This window comes from Ensifer sp. Root423 (assembly GCF_001426275.1).
Taxonomy (GTDB): domain Bacteria; phylum Pseudomonadota; class Alphaproteobacteria; order Rhizobiales; family Rhizobiaceae; genus Ensifer; species Ensifer adhaerens.
In genome coordinates this window covers 22,529-47,991 of the sequence record NZ_LMEG01000005.1, presented here as the reverse complement: position 1 = coordinate 47,991, position 25,463 = coordinate 22,529, and the positions used below count along the sequence as shown (strand labels likewise).

General features: G+C 63.3%; 25 protein-coding genes. 14 read left to right on the top strand and 11 right to left on the bottom strand.

The features are described from left to right. The first annotated feature begins 54 nt into the window (after positions 1 to 54). From gap to ASD01_RS07755, 5 genes are all read left to right on the top strand, one after another. A complete protein-coding gene (gap, locus tag ASD01_RS07775; RefSeq protein ID WP_034806178.1) occupies positions 55 to 1,065 on the top strand; it encodes a type I glyceraldehyde-3-phosphate dehydrogenase in 1,011 nt (336 codons plus the stop codon). Between the two features lie 5 nt (positions 1,066 to 1,070). Then, positions 1,071 to 1,661: a putative glycolipid-binding domain-containing protein gene (locus ASD01_RS07770; RefSeq protein ID WP_034806171.1), complete on the top strand. Its 591-nt coding sequence runs from the start codon at positions 1,071 to 1,073 to the stop codon at positions 1,659 to 1,661. Then, on the top strand, positions 1,661 to 2,857 hold the full coding sequence (locus ASD01_RS07765; RefSeq protein WP_034806155.1) for a phosphoglycerate kinase: 1,197 nt from the start codon (positions 1,661 to 1,663) through the stop codon (positions 2,855 to 2,857). Before ASD01_RS07770 ends, ASD01_RS07765 begins: the two co-directional genes overlap by 1 nt. 246 nt (positions 2,858 to 3,103) lie before the next feature. Beyond that, complete coding sequence (locus ASD01_RS07760; RefSeq protein ID WP_034806152.1) at positions 3,104 to 4,129, top strand: class I fructose-bisphosphate aldolase; 1,026 nt, start codon at positions 3,104 to 3,106, stop codon at positions 4,127 to 4,129. Between the two features lie 213 nt (positions 4,130 to 4,342). Beyond that, on the top strand, positions 4,343 to 5,278 hold the full coding sequence (locus ASD01_RS07755; RefSeq protein WP_034806149.1) for a PhzF family phenazine biosynthesis protein: 936 nt from the start codon (positions 4,343 to 4,345) through the stop codon (positions 5,276 to 5,278). A gap of 17 nt (positions 5,279 to 5,295) precedes the next feature. On the opposite strand, the gene ASD01_RS07750 is transcribed toward ASD01_RS07755, so the two are convergent. After that, a complete protein-coding gene (locus ASD01_RS07750) occupies positions 5,296 to 5,847 on the bottom strand; it encodes a TetR/AcrR family transcriptional regulator (RefSeq protein ID WP_034806147.1) in 552 nt (183 codons plus the stop codon). Between the two features lie 106 nt (positions 5,848 to 5,953). Here ASD01_RS07750 and ASD01_RS07745 point away from each other — a divergent pair, with 106 nt between their 5' ends. Beyond that, on the top strand, positions 5,954 to 7,468 hold the full coding sequence (locus ASD01_RS07745; protein ID WP_051659727.1) for an MFS transporter: 1,515 nt from the start codon (positions 5,954 to 5,956) through the stop codon (positions 7,466 to 7,468). Between the two features lie 42 nt (positions 7,469 to 7,510). Here the strand turns inward: ASD01_RS07745 and ASD01_RS07740 are convergent, their stop codons facing one another. After that, positions 7,511 to 9,391, bottom strand: coding sequence for a TPR end-of-group domain-containing protein (locus ASD01_RS07740; protein WP_034806145.1), 1,881 nt, complete (start codon positions 9,389 to 9,391; stop codon positions 7,511 to 7,513). 168 nt (positions 9,392 to 9,559) lie between these two features. Continuing rightward, positions 9,560 to 9,715, bottom strand: coding sequence for a hypothetical protein (locus ASD01_RS36145; protein WP_090299729.1), 156 nt, complete (start codon positions 9,713 to 9,715; stop codon positions 9,560 to 9,562). Positions 9,716 to 10,008: 293 nt separating this feature from the next. On the opposite strand from ASD01_RS36145, the gene ASD01_RS07735 reads away from it, so the two are divergent. From ASD01_RS07735 to rcdA, 3 genes are all read left to right on the top strand, one after another. After that, complete coding sequence (locus tag ASD01_RS07735; protein WP_034806144.1) at positions 10,009 to 11,310, top strand: MFS transporter; 1,302 nt, start codon at positions 10,009 to 10,011, stop codon at positions 11,308 to 11,310. Then, on the top strand, positions 11,297 to 11,485 hold the full coding sequence (locus ASD01_RS07730; protein WP_034806142.1) for a DUF1192 domain-containing protein: 189 nt from the start codon (positions 11,297 to 11,299) through the stop codon (positions 11,483 to 11,485). Before ASD01_RS07735 ends, ASD01_RS07730 begins: the two co-directional genes overlap by 14 nt. A gap of 354 nt (positions 11,486 to 11,839) precedes the next feature. Further along, positions 11,840 to 12,358 (top strand): protease adaptor protein RcdA, encoded by a 519-nt coding sequence (gene rcdA / locus ASD01_RS07725; protein WP_034806141.1) that lies wholly within the window; start codon positions 11,840 to 11,842, stop codon positions 12,356 to 12,358. Positions 12,359 to 12,778: 420 nt separating this feature from the next. On the opposite strand, the gene rpmE is transcribed toward rcdA, so the two are convergent. Further along, on the bottom strand, positions 12,779 to 13,000 hold the full coding sequence (rpmE, locus tag ASD01_RS07715; RefSeq protein ID WP_034806140.1) for a 50S ribosomal protein L31: 222 nt from the start codon (positions 12,998 to 13,000) through the stop codon (positions 12,779 to 12,781). A gap of 206 nt (positions 13,001 to 13,206) precedes the next feature. On the opposite strand from rpmE, the gene ASD01_RS07710 reads away from it, so the two are divergent. Both ASD01_RS07710 and ASD01_RS07705 read left to right on the top strand, forming a co-directional pair. Continuing rightward, the gene (locus tag ASD01_RS07710; protein ID WP_034806139.1) at positions 13,207 to 15,009 is read left to right on the top strand and encodes an ABC transporter transmembrane domain-containing protein; all 1,803 of its coding nucleotides are present in this window, start codon (positions 13,207 to 13,209) and stop codon (positions 15,007 to 15,009) included. Positions 15,010 to 15,145: 136 nt separating this feature from the next. Then, complete coding sequence (locus ASD01_RS07705; RefSeq protein WP_034806138.1) at positions 15,146 to 16,138, top strand: Bug family tripartite tricarboxylate transporter substrate binding protein; 993 nt, start codon at positions 15,146 to 15,148, stop codon at positions 16,136 to 16,138. Positions 16,139 to 16,387: 249 nt separating this feature from the next. On the opposite strand, the gene ASD01_RS07700 is transcribed toward ASD01_RS07705, so the two are convergent. The 6 genes from ASD01_RS07700 to ASD01_RS07675 form a co-directional block, all read right to left on the bottom strand. Further along, positions 16,388 to 18,034, bottom strand: coding sequence for an FAD-binding dehydrogenase (locus tag ASD01_RS07700; RefSeq protein ID WP_034806137.1), 1,647 nt, complete (start codon positions 18,032 to 18,034; stop codon positions 16,388 to 16,390). A 159-nt stretch (positions 18,035 to 18,193) separates the two neighbouring features. Then, entirely contained in the window at positions 18,194 to 19,225 is a 1,032-nt protein-coding gene (locus tag ASD01_RS07695) for a peptidoglycan -binding protein (protein WP_034806136.1), read from the bottom strand. Between the two features lie 3 nt (positions 19,226 to 19,228). Next, positions 19,229 to 20,326, bottom strand: coding sequence for a MotA/TolQ/ExbB proton channel family protein (locus ASD01_RS07690; RefSeq protein WP_034806134.1), 1,098 nt, complete (start codon positions 20,324 to 20,326; stop codon positions 19,229 to 19,231). A 253-nt stretch (positions 20,327 to 20,579) separates the two neighbouring features. After that, a complete protein-coding gene (locus ASD01_RS07685) occupies positions 20,580 to 21,380 on the bottom strand; it encodes an inositol monophosphatase family protein (RefSeq protein WP_060643810.1) in 801 nt (266 codons plus the stop codon). A 271-nt stretch (positions 21,381 to 21,651) separates the two neighbouring features. Then, complete coding sequence (locus ASD01_RS07680) at positions 21,652 to 22,791, bottom strand: tetratricopeptide repeat protein (protein ID WP_034806130.1); 1,140 nt, start codon at positions 22,789 to 22,791, stop codon at positions 21,652 to 21,654. A gap of 9 nt (positions 22,792 to 22,800) precedes the next feature. Next, positions 22,801 to 23,448 carry a thiamine phosphate synthase gene (locus tag ASD01_RS07675; protein WP_034806128.1) on the bottom strand — a complete coding sequence of 216 codons (648 nt, stop codon included), beginning with the start codon at positions 23,446 to 23,448 and terminating at the stop codon, positions 22,801 to 22,803. Between the two features lie 106 nt (positions 23,449 to 23,554). On the opposite strand from ASD01_RS07675, the gene ASD01_RS07670 reads away from it, so the two are divergent. Together ASD01_RS07670 and ASD01_RS07665 are read left to right on the top strand one after the other, a co-directional pair. Next, a complete protein-coding gene (locus ASD01_RS07670) occupies positions 23,555 to 24,334 on the top strand; it encodes a sulfite exporter TauE/SafE family protein (protein ID WP_034806126.1) in 780 nt (259 codons plus the stop codon). A 100-nt stretch (positions 24,335 to 24,434) separates the two neighbouring features. Beyond that, entirely contained in the window at positions 24,435 to 24,695 is a 261-nt protein-coding gene (locus ASD01_RS07665) for an ArsR/SmtB family transcription factor (protein ID WP_034806124.1), read from the top strand. Between the two features lie 156 nt (positions 24,696 to 24,851). On the opposite strand, the gene ASD01_RS07660 is transcribed toward ASD01_RS07665, so the two are convergent. After that, positions 24,852 to 25,025: a YdcH family protein gene (locus ASD01_RS07660; protein ID WP_034806123.1), complete on the bottom strand. Its 174-nt coding sequence runs from the start codon at positions 25,023 to 25,025 to the stop codon at positions 24,852 to 24,854. 213 nt (positions 25,026 to 25,238) lie between these two features. Between ASD01_RS07660 and ASD01_RS07655 the strand changes: the two genes are divergently transcribed. Then, a complete protein-coding gene (locus ASD01_RS07655; protein WP_034806122.1) occupies positions 25,239 to 25,442 on the top strand; it encodes a YdcH family protein in 204 nt (67 codons plus the stop codon). Positions 25,443 to 25,463: the final 21 nt, after the last annotated feature.

Genomic DNA, 25,463 nt, shown 5'->3' with positions numbered 1-25,463 from the left:
GAAAGGTGCGCCCCGCTTTTTTTCGTACCACGTCAGTCAGACAGGGAGAGACCCATGACAGTGAAAGTCGCCATCAACGGTTTTGGCCGCATCGGCCGCAACGTGCTCCGCGCGATCGTCGAATCCGGCCGCACCGACATCGAAGTCGTTGCGATCAACGACCTTGGCCCCGTTGAGACCAACGCTCACCTGCTGCGCTATGACTCGATCCACGGTCGTTTCCCGGCCGAGGTCAAGGTCGAAGGCGACACGATCACCATCAACGGCGGCAAGCCGATCAAGGTGACCGCGATCAAGGATCCGGCAACGCTGCCGCACAAGGAACTCGGTATCGACATCGCGATGGAGTGCACCGGCATCTTCACCGCCCGCGACAAGGCTGCAGCCCACCTGACTGCCGGCGCCAAGCGCGTCATCGTCTCGGCTCCGGCCGACGGCGCCGACCTGACGGTCGTCTACGGCGTCAACCACGACCAGCTGACCAAGGACCACCTGGTCATCTCCAACGCATCCTGCACGACGAACTGCCTGGTTCCGGTCGTCAAGGTCCTGAACGATACCATCGGCATCAGCCACGGCTTCATGACCACGATCCACTCCTACACCAACGACCAGCCGTCGCTCGACCAGATGCACAAGGATCTGTACCGCGCCCGCGCTGCCGCTCTGTCGATGATCCCGACCTCGACCGGTGCCGCCAAGGCCGTTGGCCTGGTTCTGCCGGAACTGAAGGGCAAGCTCGACGGCACGTCGATCCGCGTCCCGACCCCGAACGTCTCCGTCGTCGACTTCAAGTTCGTCGCCAAGCGCAACACCTCGGTCGAGGAAATCACCAACGCCATCAAGGCCGCCTCCAATGGCGCGCTCAAGGGGGTTCTGGGCTACACGGAAGAGCCGCTCGTTTCGCGCGACTTCAACCATGACAGCCACTCCTCGATCTTCGCGATCGACCAGACCAAGGTCGTCGAAGGCAACTTCGTGCGTATCCTCACCTGGTACGACAACGAGTGGGGCTTCTCGAACCGCATGGCCGACACGGCGGTCGCGTTCGCCAAGCTCATCTAAGACAGATGTTTCGCGCCCTCTCCTCAACGACGGTCCGCTGGCGTCCGCTGGAAGGGGAAGGGCTCGAACACCTGACGCTGACAAAAATCGACACCACCGACGGCGCGGTCATCCGCGCCGTCGGCGTTCTGATCGGAAGCCGCGGCGGCACGCCCTATGGCGCGCGCTACCGGATCGACTGCGACGACAGCTGGCACGTTCGCAAATTGATGGTCGACACCACCGATGGCCGCAGCCTGCATATGCGCTCGGACGTTCCGGGCGAATGGGCGACGGCACGCGGCACGCCCCTCCCCGAATTCGACGGCTGTATCGATATCGACCTCGCGGGAACGCCCTTCACCAACACGCTGCCGATCCGCCGCCTCGGCCTTGTGAGCCAGTCCGGCACCGCCAGACTGAAGATGCTCTACGTGCCGTTCGACACGTTTCAGCCTGTTGTGGACGGCCAGCACTACACCTGCCTCGATGATTTCAGGCTCTATCGCTACGAGGCCGAGGACCGCAGTTTTGCCGCGGAACTGCCCGTAGACGAGGACGGCCTCGTCATCGACTACCCCACCCTTTTCCAAAGACTATCACCGGAGACTATCTGATGACTTTCAAGACCCTCGACGATCTGACCGACATCGCCGGCAAGCGCGTTCTGGTGCGCGTCGATCTCAACGTGCCGGTCAAGGACGGCGTGGTCACCGACGCGACCCGCATCGAGCGCGTCGCGCCGACCATCCGCGAATTGTCCGAGAAGGGCGCCAAGGTCATCCTGCTCGCCCATTTCGGCCGTCCGAAGGGTGAGCCGGTCGCCGACATGTCGCTGAAGACGATCGCTCCGGCCGTCGAAGACGTGCTCGACCAGCGCGTTCATTTCGGCGCCGACTGCATCGGCGACAAGGCCAAGAACGCGATCGCCGAAATGAGCGACGGCGACGTGCTGCTCTTGGAAAACACCCGCTTCCACAAGGGCGAGGAAAAGAACGAGGCCGAATTCGTCAAGGCGCTCGCCGCCAATGGCGACATCTACGTCAACGACGCCTTCTCGGCAGCGCACCGCGCCCATGCTTCGACGGAAGGCCTTGCCCATCACCTGCCGGCCTATGCCGGCCGCACCATGCAGGCCGAACTCGAAGCGCTCGAAAAGGGTCTCGGCCAGCCGAAGCGCCCGGTCGTCGCCATCGTCGGCGGCGCCAAGGTCTCGACCAAGATCGACCTGTTGCAGAACCTCGTGACCAAGGTCGATGCGCTCGTTATCGGCGGCGGCATGGCCAACACCTTCATCGCTGCCAAGGGCATCAATGTCGGCAAGTCGCTGTGCGAGCATGACCTCGCCGACACCGCCAAGGCGATCATCGCCGCTGCCGACAAGGCCGGCTGCGCCATCGTGCTGCCGGAAGACGGCGTGATCGCCCGTGAGTTCAAGGCCGGCGCCGACAACGAAGTCGTCGACATCAACGCCATTCCCGCCGATGCCATGGTTCTCGACGTCGGCCCGAAGTCGATCGCGGCCGTCAATGACTGGATCTCCAAGGCCGAAACGCTGGTCTGGAACGGTCCGCTCGGCGCCTTCGAAATCGCGCCTTTCGACAAGGCCACCGTTGCCGTTGCCAAGCATGCGGCTGCCCGCACCCGTCAGGGCTCGCTGGTCTCGGTTGCCGGCGGTGGTGATACCGTCGCGGCGCTGAACCATGCCGAAGTCGCCGACGATTTCAGCTACGTCTCGACCGCCGGCGGCGCATTCCTGGAGTGGATGGAAGGCAAGCCGCTTCCGGGCGTCGACATCCTGAAGCAGAAGTAAGTCATACAACCGGCGCGTGGGAAGCACTCTCACGCGCCGGCCATCAAGAAAAAACATCATTTATTCAAACGATTAAAAAATTTTAAATCGTTTCAGTCGATTTTCCCGCCATTTTCCTGGACAATTTCACCTGTTACTCGCGCTCCTGTTGGGAGCGTGGCGGTTGCCCCGTGCACCGTCGGCCCTGCAACTGTTTCAGTGTTCGCCTGATCCTGATGATCGGCGCTGTCTAGGGAGAGAAAAAGCATGACGGAAAAACTGGAAGACATCGCCGTCGCCATGGTCGCCAATGGCCGCGGACTGCTTGCCGCTGACGAGTCCACGGCAACGATCAAGAAGCGCTTCGATACGATCGGTCTCGAATCCACCGAAACCTCCAGGCGCGATTACCGCGAGATGCTGCTGCGCGCCGAAAAGGCGATGCGCAAATACATCTCCGGCGTCATCCTCTACGAAGAAACCCTGTTCCAGCATGCGGTCGACGGCACCCAGCTCGTCGACATCATCCGGGCGGCCGGCTCGATCCCCGGCATCAAGGTCGATGCGGGCGCCAAGCCGATGACGAACTTCCCGGCCGAGACAATCACCGAAGGCCTCGACGGCCTTGCCCAGCGGCTGGCGAGATATCACGAGGCCGGCGCACGCTTTGCCAAGTGGCGCGGCGTGATCTCCATCTCCGATACGCTGCCCACCGCCGGTGCGGTTCGCGCCAATGCCCATGCGCTCGCCCGCTACGCCGCCCTATGCCAGGACGCCGGCATCGTCCCGATCGTCGAGCCGGAAGTGCTGATGGACGGCGCGCCGGGCGATCACTCGATCGATCGCTCCGAACAGGTGACCGAGTGGACGCTGCGGACAACCTTCGAAGAATTGGCGGCCATGCGCGTCAAGCTCGAAGGCATGATCCTGAAACCGAGCATGGTGATCGACGGCAAGAAGGCCCGCAATGCCTCCGTCGCCGAAGTGGCCGAGCGCACCATCCGGGTGCTGAAGCGCACGGTGCCTTCGGCGGTACCGGGCATCGCCTTCCTCTCGGGCGGCCAGTCGACCGAGGAAGCGACCGCCCACCTCTCGGCAATGAATGCCAGCCACGACCTGCCCTGGAAGCTCACCTTCTCCTATGGCCGCGCGCTGCAGCAGGAGGCGCTCAATGCTTGGCACGGCAAGGCCGACAACATCGGCGCCGGCCAGCGCGCCTTCTCGCATCGCGCCGAGATGTGCAGCCTTGCCGCCAAGGGTACGTGGAAGAAGGAACTCGAGAAGGCTGCCTAAGCCAGGTCTACCGGATGAGAAGGGGCCGTCCGCCGGCCCCTTTTTTTTTGCCAAAGGGTTGGCGCGCCTGCGAGGTGACGGCTTCGTCGTCGTCGGGGAACTTGTCACCCGGACAAGTTCGCGTCTTTGTGCGGTGTGTCGGCTGCCTTAAGCCTTGGCTTCAGAGCCGACACGATGAGCGCCAACGGCGCCCAACCAGCGAAAGCCAGGACCATGACCTCTGACACCGCGCCGAAATCCGTTGCCTATGTCACCGTCGACGTCTTCACCGACGAGCGCTTCGCCGGCAACCAGTTGGCTGTCATGTCCGACGCTCGCGGCTTGAGCGATCGTCAGATGCAGGCGATCGCGACCGAGTTCGGCTATTCGGAAGCGACCTTCGTGCTGCCGCCCCGCGACCCGGCCAACACCGCCGAGGTCCGGATCTTCACGCCGACGACCGAAATTCCCTTTGCCGGTCATCCCAATGTCGGCACGGCCTTCGTGCTCGGCGGGCAAAAGGAAATCTTCGGCCGCGCGCCCGGTGAAATCCTGCGGTTCGAGGAAAAGGCCGGCCTTGTCGAGGCCACATTGCTGCGGGAAGGCGGTGTAGTGGTGGGCGCCACCATCGTCGTACCGCGCAGCCTGACCGTCGGCCCCGAAATCGACGCCGACACCATCGCCGCCTGCGCGTCGCTCGCGCCTGAAGCCGTCAGCAGACGCGTGCATGCGCCGACCCGGCTTTCCGTCGGGCTGCCCTTCGCCGTCGCCGAAATCAAGGATGTCGCGACGCTGTCGTCCGCCCAACCCAATGTCACCGCCTTCCAGGCGGCCAACGCGCGCTACAAACCCGAGGAAGACAGTTTCAGCCTGTTCCTCTACGCTCGCTCGGCAGAGGCGCCATGGCAGATCCGGGCGCGCATGTTCGCGCCGCTCGACAATGTCAACGAGGACCCGGCAACCGGCAGCGCCTCGGCAGCACTTTCCGCCCATCTCGTCTCGCTCGTCCCGGAGCAGGATATCGATGTCGAGATCATCATCGAGCAGGGTGTGGAGATGGGGCGCCGCAGCCTCATCGGCGCGCATGTCCGAAAGCAGGGTGGTGTCGTTCGCAAGGTCAGCCTTTCCGGCCAGTGCGTCAGCGCCATGCGCGGGCTGATCGACCTCTAGAGCGTCCTTCCTCGCCCTCAGGCGCGGTCGCGCTCCGGCAGAAGCTTCAAGATATCGGCAAACATATCCTGCCATTCGGCGTCGTCCATCTCGAGGAAGCCGAAGCCGCGCAGCAGGAAGACGCCTTCGGTCGCGAGAAACACCATTCGCGCCCTACGCCCCTCCTCCGTCGAGAGGTCGAGACCATCGAGGCGGGTGCGGTACCAGGCGCGATTCTTCGCCATGTGCTCTTCCCGCTGCAGCAGCGCCGCCATCATGCCGGATGTGCGGGCATTGTCGGCCGTGTTCATCCGGGCGGTCACCGATGCATGGGCACGCATCGCCTTGATCGGATCAGGATCGTCGCCACCCTCCGCCGCTACCGCGGTATCGAACTCGTCGAACCAACGCTGCATCATCGCGTCGATCAGTCCGTCCTTGTTGCCGAAGCAATATTGCACGCCGCCCTTGGTGATGCCGGAAGCCTTGGCGACGGCATCGATCGTCAGGCCGGCCGCGCCGACGGAATTCACCACCGCCTCCGCCGCGTCCAGAACCTTGTCCCGATCGATTGTTCGTCGCCGTCCCATCTTGACTTCCTATTTCAAATCCATACGTACGTATTCAAATAACCAACGACCCTGATTTAAACAAGGCCCAGCCCCCATTTCCCAGTGGCGGCCACCGAGGTGTACCATGCTTCCGCAAAATCGCTGGCTCATTCTGGCCACAGTATCGAGCGCGCTCTTTCTGATCGTCGTCGACATGACGGTGCTCTATACCGCCCTGCCCCGCCTGACCCATGATCTCGGCGCCACCGCGTCGGAGAAGCTCTGGATCGTCAACGCCTATGCTCTCGTCGTCGCTGGTCTTCTACCCGGCCTCGGCACGCTCGGCGACCGGCTCGGCCACAAAAAGCCCTTCATCGTCGGCCTTGCCGTCTTCGGCATCGCCTCGCTGATCGCCGCCTATGCACCGACACCGGCGATCCTGATCGGTGGTCGCGTCCTGCTCGCCGTCGGCGCTGCCCTCATGATGCCGGCGACGCTGTCGATCATCCGGCTCACTTTCACCGACGAACGCGAACGCGCGCTGGCGATCGGCGTTTGGGCAGCGATCGCTTCGGGCGGTGCCGCGATCGGCCCGGTGCTCGGCGGTTTCCTGCTCGAATACTTCTGGTGGGGCTCGGTCTTCCTCATCAACGTGCCGGTCGTCGCGATGGCCCTCGTGCTCGGCTTCGTCGTGCTGCCGAACAACGCCGGCAATCCGAAACACCCTTGGGACGCGATCGGTTCACTGCAGATCATGGTCGGCCTCATCGGCCTTGCCTATGCCGTCAAGGAAACGAGCAAGCGCGAGCCGTCGCTGGAAGCGGGTCTCGCTGCGGCCGTGATCGGCGCATTCGCGCTCTTTCTCTTCGTGCGCCGCCAGCGCCGCAGCCCGCATCCGCTGATCGACTTCAGCCTCTTCCGCAATGCTGTGTTTTCCTCCGGCGTTGCCGCAGCGCTCGTGGCATCCGCCTCGATCGTCGGCATCGAACTGGTGCTGAGCCAGCAGCTGCAGCTGGTCGAGGACTTTTCGCCGCTCGAGGCGGGTGTCTTCATTCTGCCGATCCCGCTTGCAGCTTTCGTCGCCGGCCCGCTGACCGGCACCCTGCTGCCGCGCCTGGGCGCCGAAGTGGTGCTGCGCTCGGGCCTCATCCTGGCGGCTCTCGGTCTTGGCGGCTATCTGCTCGTCCATGAAACCGGCGCGCTCGCCCAGATCGTCACCCTCGTCGTCCTCGGCCTCGGCATCGGTGCCTCCATGACGGCCGCCTCCAGCGCCATCATGTTCAACGCCCCGCCGGAACGGGCCGGCATGGCAGCATCGATCGAGGAGGTCTCGTTCGAGCTTGGCGGCGCGATCGGCATTGCCGTGCTCGGCACCGTCATGTCGGTCGTCTACACCGCCTTCCTCGTCCTGCCGGAGGGGGCTGCAATCCCGCCGATGGCGCGCGACAGCCTCGATGAAGCCTTGCTCCTCGCCGAGAAGCTGCCGGCGGATGTGGCGAGCGAACTGGTGAGCCGTGCCCGCCTCGCCTTCGAAGGAGCGTTTACCGCGGTCGTGATGGTGGCAACAGCAATGCTGTTCGTGACCGGGGCGGCCATTTGGTGGCTGACGGCCGGGCGCGTCAGCGCCCCTCAGGGATCCCGCCAGGCGGGCCACCACTAGCGGCAAGCTTCGAGCCGCCGGATGGAAACGACGGTCCGGCGGTCAGCGCAATCCGGCTTCGCATTTCGCGATCGCCTCGACCATCGCCTGGAAGCGAACATGGTGGCGCACCGCGTCGAGGTCGGAATCCTGCTTGAACCAGAGCAACTGGTAGCAGGAGCTCTGCGGCAGCAATGTTTCGAGAAGATCGAGGGCCGCGTCGATATCGCCAAGGATGCAAAAGACGCAGGCCGTGTTGTAGCGGGCGACCACGTCATCGGGATCGATTGCCAGCGCCCGCGCTGCCCATTCGCGCGCACGGTCGGCCTCGCCCATATGGGCAAGCGCCAGCGCGCCGCGGTGGGCCGGGCCCGAGTTTTCCGGGTTGAGCTCCAGCGCCCGCTCTGCCCGGGCGATGCCGATGCGCGCCCACTGCTTGCGTTCAGTATCCCGGCCGAGCGTGCGATAGGCGCTCATCAGGTGGATCGGTGACAGGTAGTCGTCCGGCCGGATATCGGCGGCACGCTTGAAGAACTGAATCGCCATTTCGAACGCGCCCTGCATGAACAGGAAGCGGCCATAGTGGAAATTCGCCTCGTAGAGCCCGGCATCCAGCGCAAGCGCCTGCTCGAAGGCGGCGACGGCTTCGTCGCATTGGCCGTCCTGGTGCAGCACGAGACCGCGAGACGCATGGGCCTCCGCGAGGTCTGGGTCGAGCGCCAGCGCCTTGTCGGTCATGGACAGGATGCCTTGCAGCGGAAATTCATCCTCGTGCCAATCGCGAAGCGCCGACTCGCAGTCGGCAATGCCGGCATAGGCGCGGGCAAAATCCGGATCGAGCTCCACCGCCTTCATGAACATGCGCCGCGCGAGCAGGAGATAGGAGCGCGTCCAGGCGTGGGAAAACTGCCGGCCACGCAGATAGTAGGTATAGGCCTCGACGCTTGTCGTCGGGTCGCTTTCGATCGCCCGCCTCTCCGCTGGCAGCAGCTTGATCTTCAACTGGTCGACGATCGCATGGGTGATTTCGTCCTGGATCGCGAAGATATCAGTCAGGTCCCGGTCGTAGCGGTCGGCCCAGAGATGCGTGCCGGTCAGCGCATCGATCAACTGGCCGGTGATGCGCACCCGCGCGCCCGCCTTGCGCACGCTGCCCTCGAGGATGTAGCGGACGCCCAATTCCTGGGCCACCTGCTTCACCTTCACCGACCGCCCCTTGTAGGTGAACACGGTGTTGCGGGCGACGACGTGCAGCTTCGAGATCTTCGAGAGATCGGTGATGATGTCTTCGGTGATGCCGTCGGAGAAGTATTCCTGCTCCGGATCGTGGCTCATATTGGTGAAAGGAAGCACGCCGACCGAGAGCCCGTAGCCATCGTCGAGCACCACCGGGCACGATCCGTTCGGTGCCGACGCGACCTTCGTCGGGGCGCCGAGCGCCACCGAATAGACGTGAACGCCGGCGGCGATGTTCTTCAGCGTGTGTTCGCCCTTGTCGACGAAGCCGACATCCAGGCGCGACCCTACATGATCGCGCACGGAAGCCGAGACGGCGATGCCCGACGGCTCTGCGAGGCCTTCGAGACGCGCCGCGACATTGACGCCGTCCCCGAAGATGTCGCCATCCTCGACGATGATGTCGCCGAGGTGCACGCCGATCCTGAGCTCGATGCGCTTCAGCGGCGACACGCTTTCGTTGCGCAGCAGCATGCCGCGCTGGATATCGACGGCGCAGGCGACCGCGTGCACGACGCTTGCGAACTCGACCAGGATGCCGTCGCCGGTGAGCTTGACGATGCGTCCCTTGTGACGGGTGATCTTCGGATCGACGAGTTCGCTCTTGTGCCGTTTCATGGCGGCCAGCGTGCCGGTTTCGTCAGCGCCGATCAGGCGACTGTACCCCACGACATCGGCAGCGAGAATGGCAGCAAGCCGGCGTTCCAAGAAACCCTCGAAGTCATCTCCCGAATGAGGTTCGCACTTTAGCGCTTTCTTTCCCATCTGTCCTGCGCCCTTTTCTGGTTGAAACGACAGGTTTCGCAACCAAGGTAGCGGCGAGCCGGAGGGGATGGAGTTCCAAAGGTAACGGGGAGTTGCGGCGGGGCGGCCGGGTCAGGGACGGATCAACACCGTCACCATCATCATCACGATGGCGAAGACCGCGATCTTCCAGAAATCGCGACGGCGGCGCAGCCCCGGAATGCCGATCGGCCAGAGGAGCTGAATGGCCATGATCAGAAGCAGAAAAAGGGCGATCGCCTTCTGCATGTTGCCCTCGTCTACCGGGAGGCTGCCTCAACCGGTGAAGCCTTCGCAACACCGGCACTCTTCGTCGCACGCAGCACCGCCTCCCCCGAGGACTAGCGATACGTTGCGCTTGGCAAAAAGGGCTAGTGTTTCCGCGGGCGATTTGCAATGACCGGCCGCCGCATGTTGCGTCATTCGTCTCCCATCGAAGGACAAAACCTGCGGCACTGCCAGACGCTGCAATCAGAAACCGGCTGGCAATTCACCAGGCACCGCCCTAACTTGCTGACGGCAGAACGAATTTCGGATGAATGATGAGAAAGAACCTGCTCCCGGTCGCCGCCCTCCTGCTCGGCACGCTGTTTCTCTTTCTGGGCAATGGTCTGCAGGGGCTTCTTCTTCCCGTGCGCGGCACCGCTGAAGGTTATCCCACCACCATCCTCGGGCTGATCGGCACATCCTGGGCTGCTGGCTTCGTTCTCGGCTGCTTTTTTGCGCCCACGGTCGTCAAGCGCATCGGCCACGTGCGCGCCTTCAGCGTCTTTGCCTCGCTCATCGCCATCGTCGCGCTAATGACCGGCATCCTGATCGATCCGACCTGGTGGCTGATCCTCAGGGCGCTGACAGGCTTCTCCACTGCCGGCACCTCGATGATCATCGAAAGCTGGCTGAACGAGCGCGCCACCAACGAGAGCCGCGGCGTCATCTTCTCGCTCTATATTGCCATCACGCTCTTCGGCGTCGTCGGCGGCCAGATGATGATCCCCTTCGGCGATACTTCCACCACCATCTTATTCATGATCTGCGGCATCCTCTACTGCGTCGCCATGCTGCCGACGCTTCTGTCCAAGGCTGCCTCGCCGCAACCGCTGAAGAAGGTGAGCCTCGACCTGCGCGGCCTTTACCGCAACTCGCCGGTTTCCTTCCTCGGCATCCTGCTCGTCGGTATTGCCAACGGCGCGTTCGGCACGCTCGGCGCCGTCTTTGGCCGCCAGGCGGGACTTTCCGACAGCACCGTCGCCGCCATGATGAGCGTGGCGATCTTTGCCGGCGCCGTCATGCAGTTGCCGGCCGGGCGGCTGTCCGACCGGATCGACCGGCGCTACGTCCTGGCAGCACTTGCCGGGGTCGGCGCTCTCGCAGGCTTGCTGATCTTCCTGGTCGAGCCGACCCAGGTCTGGATCGTGCTGACGCTGATTGCGATCTACGGTGCGGCGGCCAACGCGCTCTATCCGATCGCCGTGTCGCACGCCAACGACTTCGCGACGGCCGAGGACTTCGTCAAGGTCTCCGGCGGCCTGCTGCTGCTCTACGGCATCGGCACCATCATCGGCCCGACGATCGGCGGCCCGGTCATGACGGCGGCGGGCCCCTACGGCCTGTTCATGATTACGGCCTGCGCCCACATCCTGATCACCGCCTATGCCATCATCCGCAGCCGGATGCGCGCGCCCGTGCCGGTATCCGACCGCGACGCCTTCTCGCCGGTCAACGCCGGCACGCCGACGACGCCGGAAAGCCTGCAGCTTTCGCCGCGCGCGGCCCCGTTTGACGAAACACGCAACGAGCCAGACAAAGGTCCGGAATGGGAGGATCAGTCCGATGAGCCTGTTTGACGACGATCGGCCGCAAAAGAAGGTGGCCCATGAAATTGGCAGCGATCTCGCGCTGCTGTCGGTTGACGAGTTGACGCAACGCATCACCCTTCTGACCGAGGAGATTGCACGGCTGGAGGCGGAGCGGACACGCAAGTCCGCCAGCCGCTCGGCCGCCGAGAACCTGTTTCGCTGATCCGGCGGCGTAAGGTCGCACCGCAGCAAAACGAAGCGCGTTTAACGCGGCATTAAGCATTATCTGCGATTGTCAGGGCATCCGGAGCTTTCCGGTTTCAGACAATTTCACCGACTGGCGAATGGGTCTGATTTTTCTCCCTGTTTTACCTTGAGAGCCGCTTTCCGCGGCTCTTTTTTTGTTTTGGCATAGGTTTATCCAAAGAACTGTGGAGATTAACCCTTTCTTAAGAATGCCCTTGCGCGAAATGCGCTATCGGATCATTCTTCAAGCATAGAGACGGGCAAGGATTTATTTCCCATAACCGTCCACTACCTGACTGTCGTGATGCGTTTGAACCAGGGAAAACAGGTCATGTCCGAGAGAGGATTGAATACGGTCAGTTTCGCAGGACACGCGGCGTCCTCGGCACAATTCAAGACCCTCTATTCGGAAGGCATGGGACTGGTCGAGGAAACGGCCACCTATCTCGACGGACCGGGCCGCGCCGCTTCCAAGGTCCTGCCGCGCATGGCATCGGTTCTCTATGCAGCCGAATCCATGCGGCTCACCACCCGCCTGATGCAGATGGCTTCCTGGCTGCTCCTGCAGCGCGCCGTCAACAACGGCGAGATGAGCCGCGATCAGGTGATGTCGGAAAAGAGCAAGGTTCGCCTCGACAGCTTCAACGTCGACAAGGCGGCTCCCGGCTGGGCCGAACTGCCGGAATCCTTTCGCGACCTGATCGAGCGCTCGTTGCGCCTGCAGAACCGCGTCGCCCTGCTCGACCGCGAGATCTATCGCCCGAACGAAGCGGCCGCGATCGTCCCGGACAACCAGAACGGCGTCAAGGCGCAGATCAAGCTGCTGCAGACGGCCTTCGGAACCAACTGACGCCGCGCAGAAAATAGACCTGAGAAATCAAACCCGCCGCAACAGCATTTGCCGGCGGGTTTTTCGTTGCGACCGGCAGCACATGGCGGCGCTGGCGCGCCTTGGCCTCGACTGCGAAAATTCCTGGAGAAACCTCACCGAGGGCGCCTATCCGATTGACGCCACACAAGGGCATCTCGATCTCCTGACGGAAGAGGCGTTACCGCTTGCGAAAAGCGCCGGCTGGTCGGGTCAGGAACCGCGACATAACGCCGTCATCCTGCTCCTTGCCTGGAACAGCGACGGAGCGCCAGTGGCCACAACGCGTCCATGGCACGGCGCCATGTCACCGCCTCGCCCGGCCTATCCCCCAGAACCAAGACAGAAAAAAGCCCGGGCCAAATGACCCGGGCTTTTTGAATCTGCCGAAGAGGCGCTCGATTAGAGGCCGAGGCCTTCGAAGCGCTTCTTGAACTTGGAGACGCGGCCGCCGCGGTCCATGAGCTGCTGGTTGCCGCCGGTCCAGGCCGGGTGCGACTTGGGGTCGATTTCCAGGTTCATGGTGGCGCCTTCAGAACCCCAGGTCGAGCGGGTTTCGTATTCGGTGCCGTCGGTCATGACTACCTTGATGACGTGGTAATCGGGATGGATGTCTGCCTTCATAACGATCTTCCTAGAGTTCCAGGGTCCAATTGTCGCAAGGCATTGCGACTTCGAGACCGAACACGTAAATGAAGCCGCGCACCGGCTGAACGGCCACGGCTTCCCAATTCGATGCCGTGCCTATACATCAAGGTCTGCGCGATAACAAGTGCCGCACGGAAGACTCATGGGCAATCCCTTCCTCCGTGTCTGGCGAAAGGGGTCAAGTGTCGTCAAGAGAAAACCAGGCGCCTGCGCGCAAGTCCATCCGTCCGCTCGCCACGCTCCTCCCCTATCTCGCCCGCTACCGCCATCTGGTCGTCGGCGCCGGCATTTCGCTGATCCTCGCTGCCGTGACCACGCTGGCGCTGCCGCTCGCTGTTAGGCGGATGGTCGACAACGGTTTCTCCAGTCCCGACAGCGGCTTCATCAACACCTACTTCTCGATGCTGATGATGCTCGCCATCGTGCTCGCGCTGGCGAGTGCGGCGCGCTACTACTTCGTCATCACGCTCGGCGAGCGCATCGTTGCCGACTTGAGGCGCAATGTCTTCGATCGCGTCACCCGCCTTTCCGCCTCCTTCTTCGACGTCAACCAGTCCGGCGAGATCGTCTCGCGGCTGACCGCCGACACGACGCAGGTAAAATCCGCGGTCGGCGCCACCGCCTCGGTCGCGCTGCGCAACCTGATCCTGTGTCTCGGCGCCATCGGCATGATGGTCTATACCAGCCCCAAGCTGTCGAGCCTGGTGCTGATCGCCATTCCGATCATCGTCTTCCCGCTCGTCGGCTTCGGCCGTTCCGTCCGCCGCCGCTCGCGCCAGGCGCAGGACACGCTCGCTGCCGCCTCGGCCTATGCCGGCGAGGCGATTGCCGCATCACGCACAGTCCAGGCCTTCAATGGCGAAGGACTTGCCAACAGCCACTTCGGAGCCGCCGTCGAGGATGCCTATGGCGCGGCGCGCGCCGCGATCAAGGCGCGCTCGGTGCTGACCGCTTTCGCCATTACCATGGTGTTCGGCAGCGTCGTCGCCGTGCTCTGGTTTGGCGCGCACGACGTACTGTCAGGTAATCTCTCCGCCGGCACGCTCAGCCAGTTCCTGCTCTATTCGGTCTTTGCCGCGGGCAGCCTCGGTTCGCTCTCGGAAGTCTGGGGCGAACTCTCGCAGGCAGCGGGTGCTGCCGAGCGACTGAACGAGCTTCTGACCGAAATTCCCGAGATCCAGGCTCCGGAAAATCCCGTCGCCATGCCGGTCCCGGCGACCGGCGCCATCGCCTTCGACGACGTTCATTTCGCCTACCCGTCGCGACCCGACTACAAGAGCCTCAACGGCCTCAGCTTCAACATCGCGCCCGGCGAGACCGTTGCGATCGTCGGACCGTCCGGCGCCGGCAAGAGCACTGTGTTCTCCATGCTGCTTCGCTTCTACGACCCTGCCAAGGGCGCCGTGCGCGTTGATGGCGTCGACATTCGCACCGTCGATCCGAAGGATCTGCGCGACCGCATTGCGATCGTGCCGCAGGATGTGACGATGTTCGCCTCGTCCGTGCATGACAACATCGCCTTCGGCATGCCGAATGCCAGCCGCGAGGCGGTGCGTGCCGCCGCCGTCGCCGCGCAGGCGGACGAGTTCATCAACAGGCTCGACAAGGGTTACGACACCTATGTCGGCGAACGTGGCGTTACACTTTCCGGCGGCCAGCGCCAGCGCATCGCCATCGCCCGCGCCATCCTCAAGAACGCGCCGGTGCTGCTTCTCGACGAAGCAACCTCGGCCCTCGACGCCGAGAGCGAGACGCTGGTCCAGAAGGCGCTCGACGGCCTGCTGCACGAGCGCTCGACCATCATCATCGCCCATCGGCTGGCGACCGTGCTGAAGGCCGATCGTATCCTGGTGCTCGATCATGGCCGCATCGTCGAGGAAGGAACCCACGCCTCCCTGATCCGTCAGGGCGGACTCTACGCCAAGCTTGCGCGGCTGCAGTTCAACCATGGCGCAGAGGCCCTGTTCGTCAACGTGCAGAGCTAAACGCACCGCACGGCGCGAAAAGCGTCCTCCGATTTGCCGTAAAGCGGTTGCCGACGGGAGGCCGAGCCCTATTGTTAGGGGGCCGGCCGAGGAGGCCGGTATCGCTTTCTGCTGAATTGATCGGGAGGACTACCGCATGGCATTTTCGCACCTGACCCGGCGTGCCACTCTGGCGCTGGGCCTGATGGCGCTGACGGCGCTGCCCCTTGGCTCGACGGCACTGGCCCAGGACTTCCCCGACCGGCCGATAACGCTCGTCGTTCCCTTTGCCGCCGGCGGTTCCACCGACGTGGTTGCCCGCATCGTCGCGCAAAAAATGTCGGAGGACCTCGGCCAACAGGTGATCGTCCAGAACGTTGCCGGCGCCGGTGGCAATCTCGGCGCAGACAATGTCGCCCGCGCCGATCCGGACGGCTATACGATCCTGATGGGCACGGTCGCCACCCACGCGCTCAATCCGCTGATCCTGAAGACCAAGCCCTACGATCCCGAAAAGGATTTCGCGCCGATCTCCCTGCTCGTCGTCGTGCCCAACGTGCTCGTCGTCAATCCGGAACTCCCGGCCAAGGACGTTGCGGAACTGCTGGCACTCCTGAAGGCCAAGCCCGACGAGTACAGCTATGCGTCTTCCGGCAACGGCACTCCGCTGCACCTCTCCGGCGAACTCTTCAAGAAGATGGCCGGCGTCAGTATGCAGCACATCCCCTACAAGGGCGCAGGCCCGGCGCTGAACGATGTCATCGGCAACCAGGTGCCGATCATGTTCGACAACCTCCCCTCCTCCTCCAGCCACATCAAGGCGGGAACGCTGAGGGCGCTTGCGGTGACCACGGCGGAACGGGCACCGTCCTTCCCGGATGTGCCGACAGTCGCCGAGGCCGGCATTCCGGGCTACGAGACCTACACCTGGAACGCGCTCTTCGCCCCGGCCAACACGCCTCAGCCGGTCGTCGCCCGCCTCAACGAGGCGGCCAACAAGGCGCTGAAGGATCCCGCTGTCGTCGAGCGCATGAAGGAATTCAGCGCCACGATTGTCGGCTCGACGCCGGAAGAGCTGGAAGCCCATGTGAAAGCCGAATTGGCGAAGTGGACGCCGGTCGTTCGTGACGCCAATGTGCAGATGGATTGACGATCAGAACGAGCGGGGCCCCTCATCCGACTGCCGCCACCTTCTCCCCGCAGGCGGGGAGAAGGGACTTGTGGCGCGGTCCGTGCGTATGCGCCAGCACATACGATGTTACTCGGTTGCCTGAACCTCGATGTACCGCGCCGCCTCGGCGGCGATTACACGTGAGGGTATCGTTGCACAATCGACCGTCACCTCCCCGCTTGACGAGAAGAGGGCTAGGATGAGGGGCAAATACGCGGCAAGGAGCCATCACACCCCGGCAGCACCCCGCCCCGCGGCCCGGCCGGAAAAGATGCAGCCGCCGAGGAACGTGCCTTCGAGTGCGTTGTAGCCATGCATGCCGCCCCCGCCGAAGCCGGCGACTTCGCCGGCAGCGTAGAGACCGGGCACCGGCTCGCCCGATTGCTCCAACACCTGGCCTGACAGGTTGGTTTGAAGCCCGCCCAGCGTCTTGCGCGTCAGGATATGCAGCCGAACGGCAATCAGTGGGCCGGCCTTGGGATCGAGCAGCCGATGCGGTTTGGCCGTGCGCAGCAGCCGGTCGCCGCGATAGGCGCGCGCACCGCGGATCGCGGTCACCTGCGCGTCCTTGGAGAATGCGTTGGTAATTTCCCGGTCGCGCGCCACGATCTGCTGCCGCAAGTGCTCCAGCGACAGCCGGTTCTCACCGGTCAGCGCATTCATCGCCGGCACCAGGTCTTCGAGACGGTCGCGCACGATGAAATCCTCGCCCTTGTCCATGAACGCCTGGACCGGCCCCGGCGGGTTCTTGCCGAGCCGCTTTAACAGAAGGGCGATGCTCTTGCCGGTGAGATCGGGATTCTGCTCCGAACCGGAAAGCGCGAACTCCTTTTTGATGATCGCCCGCGTCAGCACGAACCAGCTGTAATCATGACCGCTGTCGCGGATCGCCTTCAACGTGCCGAGCGTATCGAAGCCGGGCATGGCCGGCGCCGGAAAACGGTTGCCGTCGGCGTCGCACCAGAAGGACGAAGGGCCCGGAAGGATGCGGATGCCATGGTCCGGCCAGATCGGATCGAAGTTCTTCAACCCCTCCGTATAGTGCCACATGCGATCCGCATTGATGACCGCGCCGCGCGCCTGGCTGGCGATCTCCAGCATGCGCCCGTCGACATGGTGGGGCACGCCCGCAACCATCGTCGCCGGCGGCTGGCCGAGCCGCTTGCGCGGCCAGTTGCGGCGCACCAGATCATGGTTTCCGCCGATACCGCCTGACGTGACGACGATCGCGCCCGCCGAAATCTCGAAATCGCCGACGATGTCGCGGGAGCTGCGCTCACCGCGCCCGACCGGATCGTCCTTGAGCAGCGCACCGCGCGCACCCGTCACGCGGCCGTCGGTGGTCACAAGTTCATCCACCCGATGGCGGAAGCGGAAGCGCACGAGACCACGACTTTCCGCCTCGCGCGTCAACCGGATGAACGGTTCGAGCACCGCCGGGCCGGTACCCCACGTGACGTGAAAGCGCGGCACCGAATTGCCGTGCCCGTGGGCGAGCCCACCGCCGCGCTCCGCCCAGCCGACCACGGGAAACCAGCGCATGCCGAGCGAGTGCAGCCAGGAGCGCTTCTCGCCCGCGGCAAAGTCGAGATAGGCTTCGGCCCAGAGCCGTGGCCAGTGATCCTCCGGACGGTCGAACTGCGAGGAGCCCACCCAGTCCTGCCCGGCAAGCTCGCGGGTGTCGCGGATGCCCATGCGGCGCTGTTCGGGGCTGTCGACAAAGAACAGGCCGCCAAGCGACCAGAAGGCCTGTCCGCCAAGATTCTGTTCCCCTTCCTGGTCGAGCACGATGACCCTGCGGCCGAGTGCCGCCGCCTCCGCTGCGGCGACAAGGCCGGCAAGCCCCGCGCCGATAACCAAAACGTCGCAATCCATGAAATGCTCTCCCCCTCGCATCCCATCCGGCCCCCCACGCTCTGACACGCAAAGGCCGCCGCAGCCATCTGAATGGCTGCAGAATTGTTACGCGTACGTCAAGGTCAATTCAAGCGCCAGGCTGCGTCGCCCGACGACGGGATACGCGGAGAGCGAAGTCTATTTCTCGGTCAGCTTGAGCTCGATGCGGCGGTTCTGCGCCCGCGCCTCAGGGGTTTCACCCGGTGCAATCGGCTGGTACTCGCCAAAGCCCGCGGCCACTAGCCGATCTGCTGGCACGCCCTTCGAGATCAGGAACTTGACCACGGAGGTCGCACGCGCCGACGAAAGCTCCCAGTTGTCGGCGAAGCGCCCGGCGCCTGAAAGCTGCACATTGTCCGTGTGGCCGTCGACGCGCAGCACCCAGTTGATTTCGGCGGGGATTTCCTTGGCGAGGTCGAGCAGCGCGGTGGCGAGCTTGGCCATTTCCGCCTGCCCTTCCGGATTGAGGTCGTTGCCACCAGAGGGAAACAGCACCTCCGACTGGAAGACGAAGCGGTCGCCGACGATGCGGATGTTTTCACGGTCGGAAAGAATTTCCCGGAGGCGTCCGAAGAAGTCCGAGCGGTAGCGGTTGAGTTCCTGCACCCGCTGGGCAAGCGCCACGTTCAGCCGGCGTCCGAGATCGGCGATCTTGGTCTGCGACTGCTGGTCCTTGGCTTCCGACGCCTGAAGCGCGACTTCGATGGCGGCGATCTGGCTGCGGAGCGCGGCGATCTGCTGGTTCAGCAGCTCGATCTGGCTCATGGCCCGGGCGCTGACTTCACGCTCGGTCTCAAGCTCAGAGCCGAGACGGCCGATCTTCTGGTTGGCGGCGTCCGTGCTCCCGGCGCCCTGGTCGAGCAGGGCCTGCAGCCGTGAGCGTTCGCCTTCGGACGTGGCGAGCGACGCCTGCAGATTGGCAAGCGAATCCTCGAGATCCTGCTTGCCGCTCTTTTCGAGCGCCAGAAGCTGGGTGAGTTCGTTGATCTGGCTGTTCAGCCGCGTCAGCACCTCGTCCTTGCCGCTGATTTCGCGACTGAGCAGAAACTGTGCAAGGACGAAGACGGTCAGCAGGAACATGATCGACAGCAGCAGCGTCGACAGTGCGTCGACGAAGCCCGGCCAATAGTCGATCGTGCGCTGAGAGCGGCCTTTTCGGGCAAGCGCCATGGATTACTCTCCTCCGGCCTCTTCCACGCGCGCCTTGGCCGACACGGCCGGCTTGTCATGCGCAGGCGACCGGTCGGAGATGCCGACCCGCGATGCCAGCTTGTCGAGCGTCTTGCGCATCGCCTTGGCTTCGTCCTGCTGAGCCTCGATCCAATCCCGCAGCATCTGCTGTTCGCCGCGCATGTTCTTGACCAGCCCTTGAATGCCTTCGGCGAGGCTTGCCATGGCCGCGGTCGTGCGCTGGTTCGCGCCGCCCTCATGGTTGAGGCGGACGAGCTGGTCGGTGAGCCTCTTCAGCTCCTCGACCGGCGCGCCGGCGGGCAGATCGAGCGCCGGCGAAAGTTCCGAGCCGACGTCCGTCACGGAGGAGAGCCAGTTTTCAAGCTCGGTGTAGAAGCGGTTCTGCGCGCGCCCGGCCTGCAGATCGAGAAAGCCGAGGATCAGCGAACCGGAAAGGCCGAAAAGCGACGTCGAAAACGCCGTGCCCATGCCGGTGAGCGGTGCCGACAGGCCATTCTTCAGCGCCGAGAGGATGTCTTCCGTCGTTCCCGATCCGGCATCCAGAGACTGGATGACCGTGTTGATCGAGCCGATCGTTCCAAGAAGGCCCCAGAATGTGCCGAGCAGGCCGAGAAACACCAGAAGCCCGGTCAGGTAACGCGAAATGTCGCGCGATTCGTCGAGGCGGGTGGCGATGGAATCGAGGATCGACCGGAGGGCCGTCGTCGAGATCGCCGTCTGGCGGCCGCCGATCAGCGCCCGCATCGGCGCCAGCAGCACCGGGTCCCGCCCGACCTTGTCCGCACTGCCTGCGGCGCGGAACGAATTGAACCAGCGCACTTCAGGGCGCAAGCCCAGTACATGATTGAACACGAGCAGGATGCCGATCAGGAGCACCCCGAGGATCAGCCCGTTCAGGCCGGGATTGGCGAGAAAGGCGTTCTGTGCCTGGCGAAAGAGGATCGCACCGACAAATCCGACGATGATCAGAAAGACCACCATCGTCCAGAAATAGTGCATGGGGCTCGACAGCTTGTGCGGGTTGTAGCCGTCTTCCATGCCTTCCCGACCGTTCCAACCGGACAGATGCAGTTTCGTCATGGGTATGAGTATCTCCCGCTTCACTTGACGGAACGGCGCCGCGCCGGCCCGGAGCCTATCGCATAATTCCTGAAACCGAAATCGATTCAAGGGCCAATTTGTGTATGCAGCCAGGATCGCGCCACGGCCTGCAGGTCGCCAGTTAGGCACAGGCCTGTGGCGGTGTCGTGTTGCACCGCCCAGCTTCGTGCCAAAAACAAAGCCTCCGATGCGGGGTGCGCATCGGAGGCTTCGGAACGAACGGGATTGCGACTTACTTCGTCGGCACCGTGCGATGAACGACTTCCGTCAGCGCCTTGACGATGTACTCGTTGCCGCAGATGACCGAACCGTCATCGACCGGGCGGGCGCCGCCGTTGATATCGTGCGTCCAACCACCGGCTTCGCGAATGAGAAGCACACCGGCGGCAATATCCCAAGCGGCAAGGTCGCGCTCCCAGTAGCCGTCGAAACGGCCGGCAGCGACATAGGCAAGATCGAGCGCAGCCGAGCCCATGCGGCGGATACCTGCAACTTCGCCCATCACATGGCGCAGTTCGATCAGGTACTTGCCGTGGTTGCCGCGGCCAAGATGCGGCGTGCCGGTGGCGATGACGGCATCGGAAAGATGCTTGCGTGCAGCGACGCGCAAACGACGGTCGTTGAGGAAGGCGCCACCGCCGCGCTCGGCCGTGTAGAGTTCATCGGTTGCCGGGTTGAAGACGACAGCGCCGACGATCTCGCCCTGGCGCTCCAGTGCGATCGAAACGGCGAAATGCGGAATGCCGTGCAGGAAGTTGGTGGTGCCGTCGAGCGGATCGACGATCCAGCGGTGCGCACCGTCGGTGCCGATGATCTCTTCGCCTTCCTCGCCGAGGAAGCCATAGGTCGGGCGAGCCTTCAGGAGTTCTTCGCGAATGAGCTTTTCGGCCTTACGATCGGCCTGCGAAACATAGTCGCCCGGTCCCTTGAGCGACACCTGCAGGTTCTGGACTTCGCCGAAATCGCGGGACAACGACTTGCCCGCCTTGAAGGCGGCCTGAACCATGACATTGAGAAGTGCTGAACGGGCCATCTGGCGATCCCTTGAAAAACGAAGGCCGATCGAACGCGTTCGATCGGACGTTGAACCTGCTTGACGAAACATAGGCGCATTACTGGCCTCAAGGGCAAGCTGCAAACCGTGCTCCGTCGTCAAAAAACCGAGTGAAGTCTCACTCCGCTCGCGCATTGCTGCCACTGTCATGGCGCCACGAGCAAAACCGCGGCCTCAGAACCACAAAAGCCCCGCGAGTTCAAGCGAAATAGCATTTTTGCCGGCCGGCGGCGACGGGATTCCGCCTCGCTCAGCTCCGGCGATACCTGTTGGCCGCACTCAGCGCCTGCTTCTGCTGCTCTTCATTAAGACCGAGGTAGAAGTCCTCGAGCGCATCGTCCTTGAGACCGGCACGGCGTGACAGCACATACCATTTCGCCGCCTCGACCGGGTTGGGCCTCGTGCCGATGGCATTGACATAGAGATGCGAGAGACGGTTCTGCGCCACCACGTTGCCGCCCTCGGCCGCCCGGCGCATCCAGCCGAAGCCGTCCTCCAGGTTCCGATCACCGGCAATGCCTTCGATCATCCAGATCGCGATGTCCAACTGGGCGGTATCGAAGCCCGCCCGCGCCGCACGGATCAGCCATTCGCGGGCACGCGCCCGCTTGCTTTCCTCGATGCCGTCGACATTGACCAGGATCTGCGACAACGCATATTGCGCGTCGGCAATGCCCTGTTCGGCCGACTTCTCGTAATAGGGCATCGCCAGCTTCAATCCCTTCGGTCCGGGATTGTCGGCAACGAGCGTCTGGCCGTAATTGAACTGTGCCGAGCCATTGCCGAGATCGGCCGCCTTCTTCATCAGCTCTTCGGACTTTTTCCGGTCACGCTTGGCGTAGCGCCCCTCCATCAGGATCAGGGCATATTTGAACATCGCCGCCGGGTCGCCTTTTTCCGCCGCCTGGCCATACCAGAAGGCAGCCTGCTGCGGGTTGCGCACGACGCCAAGCCCCTGCTGCAAGATTTCGGCAATCAGCGTCTGTGCCGCAGGATCGCCGAGCTGCGCCCGTGGCAGCGCCAGATCCATCGCGGTCAGGTAATAGCCGCGCTGAAACGCGCCGTAGGCGTCGTCGACCTTGCCGGCGAAGGGTTTTTCGGCCGGCAGCGCCGGCAATTCGGCGCCCATGCGATCAAAGACACCCACGCCTCCAGATGGCGCCGTGCCGTCCGCCGGCTTCTTGTCCGAAGCCGCGTTCGACTTGTCGCCAGTCTCGGCTCCTTCGGGCATCGCAGCGCCGTTGAAGGGCGTGATGCGGCCACGCTTTTCGACGCCGGCATCGTCGCTTGCGGACGGCTTCTCCTGCGCATGCGCCGGCAGCGCCAGGGCAACGGCCAGGGCGACAAGGGAAAGACCTCGACTCAATCTGGAAGACGGACGGTTCAACATCGAAACGTCTTAATCTTCAAACCGTGGCGCTTTTTCGTCAAGCAACGCGTTGACCGCGGCAACGACGGAGGGCGCCTGTCCTGGCTCACCGAAGACGGCCAGACGAAGCGCCACGAACTCGGCACCGGTCTCCGCCACTGCAAGCGCCGATTGCGGATCGGTGCCGCCCATGACGATGCACGGGATCTCGATCATCGACGCCCACCATTCGGCAAGCGCGAGGTTCTTCGAATGCGCCTCCGGCTTGATGTCGCCGTCGGTCCTGCCGAAGAACACGTAGTCCGGGCGCACTTCGCCGATCTCCAGCGCATGGTGGCGGTCGGCCGCGTTGCCGCCGCCGACGATCAGCTTCGGCGTGTGCTTCTCGACCGCCTCACCGAGCACTTCGGCATTGCCGGCAACATGCAGGCCATCCGCCTTGGCGCGACCGGCAACGCGCGAGTCACCCGCGATCAGTGCTGCGGCGCCCGCCTCCTGGATGACCGGCACCAGGCGCTCGGCATGCTTCTGGAACTCGCTATCGTCGAGCCCGTATTGCGGCACGATCACCGAGGCGACGTCGCCACCCTTGAGCGCGTCGGCGAGCACCTTGGCACGTTCCGCCGCATCGGGCATGTCGGGCGCGATCAGCACCAGGCGGCAGCGTTCTGTTGTCATGCTCAGATATCCATTTCCGGCTGTGCCGCGTAAGCCGCGAAACCAGCGCTCGATTTCATTTCCGAAAACCGATAGACGGAGACTGCAAAAGGATCAACAGCCACCCATGCTTCCGGATCTCGACTTCTACCTTATCGCCATCCCGGCCGTTCTGCTTGTCGGCCTCAGCAAGGGCGGCATGGGGGAAGCACTTTCGCTCATGGGTGTACCGATATTGTCGATGGCGGTGTCGCCCGTCCAGGCCGCCGCCCTTCTCCTGCCGATCCTGATCGCGATGGATCTTGTATCGCTCTGGATGTGGCGCAAGCATGGCGACCGCAAGACCCTTTTCATGCTTTTGCCCGGCGCCATTGCCGGCATCGTCATCGGCTGGGCAACCTCCGCCTATGTCTCGCGTGACCTGCTCCGCCTGATCATCGGCCTGATCACCGTGCTCTTCGTGCTTCGCTACGTCTACAACATCTGGCGCATGCGCCTCGGCATCACCATCGCGCCGAAGACGCAGCGGGCCGGGCCGGCGGCGCTTTGGGGCTCGTTCGCCGGCTATGGCAGCTTCGTTGCGCATGCCGGCGGCCCGCCCTTCCAGATCTACGCGCTGCCACTGCAGCTCGACCCGCGCGAATATACCGGCACGATCGTGCGCTTCTTCGCGATCCTGAACGCGGTGAAGCTCATTCCCTATTTCGCGCTCGGGCAACTCGACCTCAGCAACCTGAAAATCTCGGCGACACTCTTTCCGCTGGCGATCGTCGCGACCGTGTGCGGCGCCTTTATCGTTCGCCGCATGAAGCCGCAGATCTTCTACCCCTTCATGTATAGCATGGCCTTCATCGCGGGCTCGAAGCTGCTCTGGGACGGTATCGTCGGCCTCGCTGCGGGCGGCTGAGCCGCCACCCAAGTATTACGGAAATATTGCAAAGCAAAATTAGCGTTTCGCACCGCACAAAATTCTTGCTGCCTTGCAAAAATTCGCCTAACGTCCGCCCATGACGATCGCGGACCCTTTCGATGCCATTGCGGACCCGAACCGGCGCCACCTGCTGGAGGAATTGCGGCGCGCGCCGAAAACCGTGAACGAGCTGGCCGAAGGCTTGCCGATCAGCCGTCCGGCCGTATCGCAGCACCTGAAAGCCTTGCTGGACTGCAATTTGGTCTCGGTCTCGGCGAGCGGCACGCGGCGGATCTATGCGATCAACCGGCCGGGGTTTGACCGCCTCAACCTCTGGCTCGACCAGTTCTGGTCTTGAGCTTGGAAGCGACGACCCGGAAAACAAGAGGACCGGGCGTCAAGCCCGGCCCGAAATTCCGTATATTCCACTGTGGGGGATTGGTTCTAAACCTTGTTGCGCCTACTCAGAGGGGAGATGGCGCTTCCCGATGGTTCTGGGAAATACCGTTGATAATCAGTGAGTCGAGGAGCGAAGCCTTTCGATTTCGTCCTTGATGCGCAGCTTCCTTCGCTTGATATCGGTAATCAGTTCGTCTTCCACGGACGGCTGATTCATCGCTACGTGGAGCTCCTGCTCCAGGGCGCCATGTTTTTTCTCAAGCGTTGCAAGATGAGCCTCAACAGTCATTTGGCAGTCCCTTCCTTTTGCTTGCATCCGGCACGCAAATGCCGGATGTTTCATGGTTGTAACCTTACTACTGTGCCATGCCATTTTTCATTTGTCGAAGGCGAAATGATGACGAGGGATAACTTCCCGTTACCGCCCAAGATGTGATAGAGCGGCGCATGAAATTCCGGTTCGAGGAGGACTTCGCAACCGGGCTGATGGGGATCGCTTTGCATGCCGGACCAGGACCAGGCCGAACTCAGACTGACCGCCGCGCGGCTGAGGCAGGAACATGAAGACTATGATGCTGCCATCAACGCCATGATCGAGACCGGCTGCGACGCGCTCAGAGTGCAGCGCATGAAGAAGAAGAAGCTGGCGATCAAGGACAAGATCAGCAAGATCGAAGACCAGATCATTCCCGATATCATCGCCTGAACGCGGAACAGGACAGACGTG

Bases quoted from the DNA above. Each gene is read 5' to 3' on its own strand.
- ASD01_RS07660 (WP_034806123.1), bottom strand. From the start codon at position 25,025: ATGACTGTTGAGGCTCATCTTGCAACGCTTGAGAAAAAACATGGCGCC.
- ASD01_RS07655 (WP_034806122.1), top strand. From the start codon at position 25,239: ATGCCGGACCAGGACCAGGCCGAACTCAGACTGACCGCCGCGCGGCTG.
- rpmE (WP_034806140.1), bottom strand. From the start codon at position 13,000: ATGAAGGCAGACATCCATCCCGATTACCACGTCATCAAGGTAGTCATG.
- ASD01_RS07770 (WP_034806171.1), top strand. From the start codon at position 1,071: ATGTTTCGCGCCCTCTCCTCAACGACGGTCCGCTGGCGTCCGCTGGAA.
- ASD01_RS07690 (WP_034806134.1), bottom strand. From the start codon at position 20,326: ATGACGAAACTGCATCTGTCCGGTTGGAACGGTCGGGAAGGCATGGAA.
- ASD01_RS07745 (WP_051659727.1), top strand. From the start codon at position 5,954: ATGCTTCCGCAAAATCGCTGGCTCATTCTGGCCACAGTATCGAGCGCG.
- ASD01_RS07760 (WP_034806152.1), top strand. From the start codon at position 3,104: ATGACGGAAAAACTGGAAGACATCGCCGTCGCCATGGTCGCCAATGGC.
- ASD01_RS07675 (WP_034806128.1), bottom strand. From the start codon at position 23,448: ATGACAACAGAACGCTGCCGCCTGGTGCTGATCGCGCCCGACATGCCC.
- ASD01_RS07765 (WP_034806155.1), top strand. From the start codon at position 1,661: ATGACTTTCAAGACCCTCGACGATCTGACCGACATCGCCGGCAAGCGC.
- ASD01_RS07680 (WP_034806130.1), bottom strand. From the start codon at position 22,791: ATGTTGAACCGTCCGTCTTCCAGATTGAGTCGAGGTCTTTCCCTTGTC.
- ASD01_RS07735 (WP_034806144.1), top strand. From the start codon at position 10,009: ATGAGAAAGAACCTGCTCCCGGTCGCCGCCCTCCTGCTCGGCACGCTG.
- gap (WP_034806178.1), top strand. From the start codon at position 55: ATGACAGTGAAAGTCGCCATCAACGGTTTTGGCCGCATCGGCCGCAAC.
- ASD01_RS07705 (WP_034806138.1), top strand. From the start codon at position 15,146: ATGGCATTTTCGCACCTGACCCGGCGTGCCACTCTGGCGCTGGGCCTG.
- ASD01_RS07685 (WP_060643810.1), bottom strand. From the start codon at position 21,380: ATGGCCCGTTCAGCACTTCTCAATGTCATGGTTCAGGCCGCCTTCAAG.
- ASD01_RS07755 (WP_034806149.1), top strand. From the start codon at position 4,343: ATGACCTCTGACACCGCGCCGAAATCCGTTGCCTATGTCACCGTCGAC.
- ASD01_RS07670 (WP_034806126.1), top strand. From the start codon at position 23,555: ATGCTTCCGGATCTCGACTTCTACCTTATCGCCATCCCGGCCGTTCTG.
- ASD01_RS07665 (WP_034806124.1), top strand. From the start codon at position 24,435: ATGACGATCGCGGACCCTTTCGATGCCATTGCGGACCCGAACCGGCGC.
- ASD01_RS07695 (WP_034806136.1), bottom strand. From the start codon at position 19,225: ATGGCGCTTGCCCGAAAAGGCCGCTCTCAGCGCACGATCGACTATTGG.
- ASD01_RS07730 (WP_034806142.1), top strand. From the start codon at position 11,297: ATGAGCCTGTTTGACGACGATCGGCCGCAAAAGAAGGTGGCCCATGAA.
- ASD01_RS36145 (WP_090299729.1), bottom strand. From the start codon at position 9,715: ATGCAGAAGGCGATCGCCCTTTTTCTGCTTCTGATCATGGCCATTCAG.
- ASD01_RS07700 (WP_034806137.1), bottom strand. From the start codon at position 18,034: ATGGATTGCGACGTTTTGGTTATCGGCGCGGGGCTTGCCGGCCTTGTC.
- ASD01_RS07750 (WP_034806147.1), bottom strand. From the start codon at position 5,847: ATGGGACGGCGACGAACAATCGATCGGGACAAGGTTCTGGACGCGGCG.
- rcdA (WP_034806141.1), top strand. From the start codon at position 11,840: ATGTCCGAGAGAGGATTGAATACGGTCAGTTTCGCAGGACACGCGGCG.